This is a genomic window from Desulfovibrio sp. 1214_IL3152 (genome assembly GCF_036763055.1).
Classification (GTDB): domain Bacteria; phylum Desulfobacterota; class Desulfovibrionia; order Desulfovibrionales; family Desulfovibrionaceae; genus Desulfovibrio.
Map to the genome: position 1 here is coordinate 1 of NZ_JBAIYW010000193.1, position 3,183 is coordinate 3,183.

Annotated in this window: 4 protein-coding genes; all 4 read left to right on the plus strand. The window is 58.7% G+C overall.

Annotated features, from left to right (window positions below; all coding sequences use genetic code 11):
• The coding region (locus tag V6C07_RS04075) for an FtsW/RodA/SpoVE family cell cycle protein (RefSeq protein WP_333535085.1) at window positions 1-732 on the plus strand (732 nt) is incomplete at its 5' end.
• A gap of 25 nt (window positions 733-757) precedes the next feature.
• Window positions 758-1,099: a bactofilin family protein gene (locus V6C07_RS04080; RefSeq protein ID WP_333535086.1), complete on the plus strand. Its 342-nt coding sequence runs from the start codon at window positions 758-760 to the stop codon at window positions 1,097-1,099.
• A 299-nt stretch (window positions 1,100-1,398) separates the two neighbouring features.
• Window positions 1,399-1,953, plus strand: coding sequence for a GAF domain-containing protein (locus V6C07_RS04085; RefSeq protein ID WP_333535087.1), 555 nt, complete (start codon window positions 1,399-1,401; stop codon window positions 1,951-1,953).
• A 182-nt stretch (window positions 1,954-2,135) separates the two neighbouring features.
• Window positions 2,136-3,152 carry a type I glyceraldehyde-3-phosphate dehydrogenase gene (gene gap / locus V6C07_RS04090; RefSeq protein WP_333535088.1) on the plus strand — a complete coding sequence of 339 codons (1,017 nt, stop codon included), beginning with the start codon at window positions 2,136-2,138 and terminating at the stop codon, window positions 3,150-3,152.
• The last annotated feature ends 31 nt before the right edge of the window (window positions 3,153-3,183 follow it).

Genomic DNA, 3,183 nt, shown 5'->3' on the forward strand with positions numbered 1-3,183 from the left:
CGGCTGCTGGCGCGCGACGGCCGCCCCCTGGGCTGGAAAGACTTTATCTCCATCGCCTTTATCTGCCTTTTGCCCTGCGGCCTTATCATCGTTCAGCCCGATCTGGGCACGACCATGCTGATTCTGCTGATTCTGGCAGGCATGATCCTGTTCCACGGCCTCAAGGGCTATGTGCTCAAAACCTGCCTGCTTGCCGTTCCCTGCTTCGGGGCCTTCATGTGGTTTGTGGGCATGCACGATTATCAGCGCCAGCGCATCCTGACCTTTCTTGATCCCACCACCGACCCGCGCGGCACAGGCTACCACATCATCCAGTCGCGCATTGCCATCGGCTCGGGCGAACTCTGGGGCAAAGGCTTCAAAGAAGGCACACAAAGCCAGCTGCGCTTTCTGCCCGAACGCCATTCGGACTTTGCCGTGGCTGTTTTCGGCGAAGAATGGGGCTTTGTGGGCTGCGTGGCCCTGGTAACCCTGTTCTGCCTGTTTCTGCTTTCCATCTTTTCCACTGCCGCGCAGGCCAAAGACCGTTTTGGCAGCATGCTGGTAGTAGGGGTATTTTTTTACTTTTTCTGGCAGATACTCATCAACATGGGTATGGTCATTGGCATCATGCCGGTGGTGGGCATTCCACTGCCCTTCATCAGCTATGGCGGCAGCGCCACCGTAGTTAATTTCACGCTGCTGGGCATTGTGCTCAACGTGTCCATGCGGCGCTTCATGTTCAAGGGATAATTGTCAATCCAACGGGGAGTTCGCTGTGGCCAAGGACGAAATAGCCTATCTCGGTTCCGATACGGTTTACGAAGGAAAACTGCACTTCAAAGGCACTGTGCGCATTGAAGGCAAGTTTAATGGTGAAATTGCCAGCGAAGGCACGCTCAATGTGGGCAAAGACGCGCTGGTCACCGGCAACCTGGATGTGGGCGAACTGCTGCTTTCCGGACGCTTTACCGGCGAAATCACGGCCCGCCGCCGCGTGGTGGTCTACGGTTCCGGCGTGCTCGAAGGCCGGGTGCAGACCCCTGTGCTCCTGACGGAAGAAGGCGGCATCATCGAGGGACAGGTGAGCATGCAGGGCTGCGGCAAGGCAAAAGCGTAGTCACTGCCCGCCGCAACCATGCGGCCAACCTCTGCGCATGCTGCCTGATGACGCGGCAGGGGACCGATATCCCGCACAGGGCAGCTGCCCCGGCCCGTGCGTCCTGATGCTTGTCTGCCGGGCAAAAAAGTCAGGCATCACAGCCGTTCACGCGTCGGCAGAAGGGCGCATTGCCCCAATGGGAAAAATAGCGCATACTCTGAATCGAGAATATTTCAACACCGATACGGATACATGGCACTGGCGGTCATGCCGCCGCAGCCGGATTCTTTTGCACCGCTTTCTTCAAGGAGGCACACATGGCACAAGATTATTTCCGCGCGCTCAGAGACGTGGCGCTGGTCATCAACTCCAGCCTTGAAACCAGGGACGTTCTGCACAAGATTACGGAACAGACCGCGTCCACTATGGGTTGCAAGGCCAGCACCATCCGCCTGCTGGACAGTACGGGCCGCTTTCTGCTGCCCAGCGCAGCCCACGGCCTTTCCGCCACCTATCTGCGCAAAGGCCCGGTGGAAGTGAAACGCAGCGGCATGGACGGCGAAGTTCTGGCCGGAAAAACCATCCACCTCAAGGACGCTGCCGCCGACGGCCGCTTTCAATACCCCGAATCAGCCAAAACCGAAGGTCTGGTTTCCGTCCTTTCGGCCCCCCTTATGGTGAACGGCAAGGCCATCGGCCTCATTCGCGTGTATTCTGCCGAGGAGCGCGAGTTCACACCCGACGAACAGACCTTTATGGAGGCCGTGGCCGCCATTTCGGCTCTTGCCATTGAAAACGCGCGCCTGCATGAAGCGTTGCGCAACAATTACGAGCTGATGAGCAAACACGCCTACTCGGTGTATGAAGACTAGCACGCGACCCTGCCCGCGGCCTTTCGCACCCGGCGGCAGCCGGTCGCGACCCGCCGGGCGGAGACCATAAAAACCACGCCCTGCGCTCCGGACACCGCACCGGTGGCGGAAATAAAACCGATCCACCCCAAAGGCGCACGGCTGCATACGACATTTCCCTCAACAGCATGAGGATTTCGCATATGAGCAAAATCAGAATTGGCATCAACGGCTTTGGCCGCATCGGCAGGCAGGTTTTCCGCGCCCTGCACAAGAGCTATCGTGACCGCGTGGAAGTTGTGGCCATTAACGACCTGTTTGACGCCGAAACCAACTTTCACCTGCTGGAATACGACTCGGTTTACGGCCGTGCCTATCTGGACGCCAAAATAGACGGCGCGGAAGTAACCGTGGGCGACTGGAAAGTGCACTGCTTTGCGGAGCGTGACCCGAAACAGCTTGCCTGGGGTCAGTACGGCGTTGATATTGTCGTGGAAAGCACGGGCATTTTCCGCAAGGCTTCCCAGTGCTCCGTCCACATTGAAAACGGCGCCAAAAAGGTCATTATCACCGCCCCGGCCAAGGAAGAAGACATCACCATCGTCATGGGCGTGAATCATCAGGAATACGATCCGGCCAGGCACCACATCGTGTCCAACGCCTCCTGCACCACCAACTGCCTGGCCCCCGTGGCCCTGGTGCTGCAAAAGGAATTCGGCATCCAGATCGGCAACATGACCACCATCCACTCCTACACCAACGACCAGCGCATTCTGGACATGGCCCACAAGGACCCGCGCCGCGCCCGCGCCGCGGCCTGCAACATCATTCCCACGTCCACAGGGGCCGCCCAGGCCGTTGCCAAGGTCATTCCCGAACTCAAGGGCAAGTTCGGCGGCTATTCGCTGCGCGTCCCCACGCCCACGGTATCCGTGGTGGACTTTACCGGCATTCTGGAAAAGGAAACCGACACGGAAACCCTGCTGGGCAAACTCAAGGAAGCTTCTGAAACCTACCTCAAGGGCATTCTTGAATACAATGACAAGGCACTGGTTTCTATGGATTTCAAGGGCAATCCGGCCTCGTCCATTCTTGAGGCCTCCTACACTACCGTGCAGGACGGCAAAATGGTCAAGCTGGTGGCCTGGTACGACAACGAATGGGGCTATTCCTGCCGCGTGTGCGACCTTGCCTGCCTCATGGCCGAAAAAGGCATGTAGAGGCGGCCCGGCGGCTCTCCACGCCGCGCGG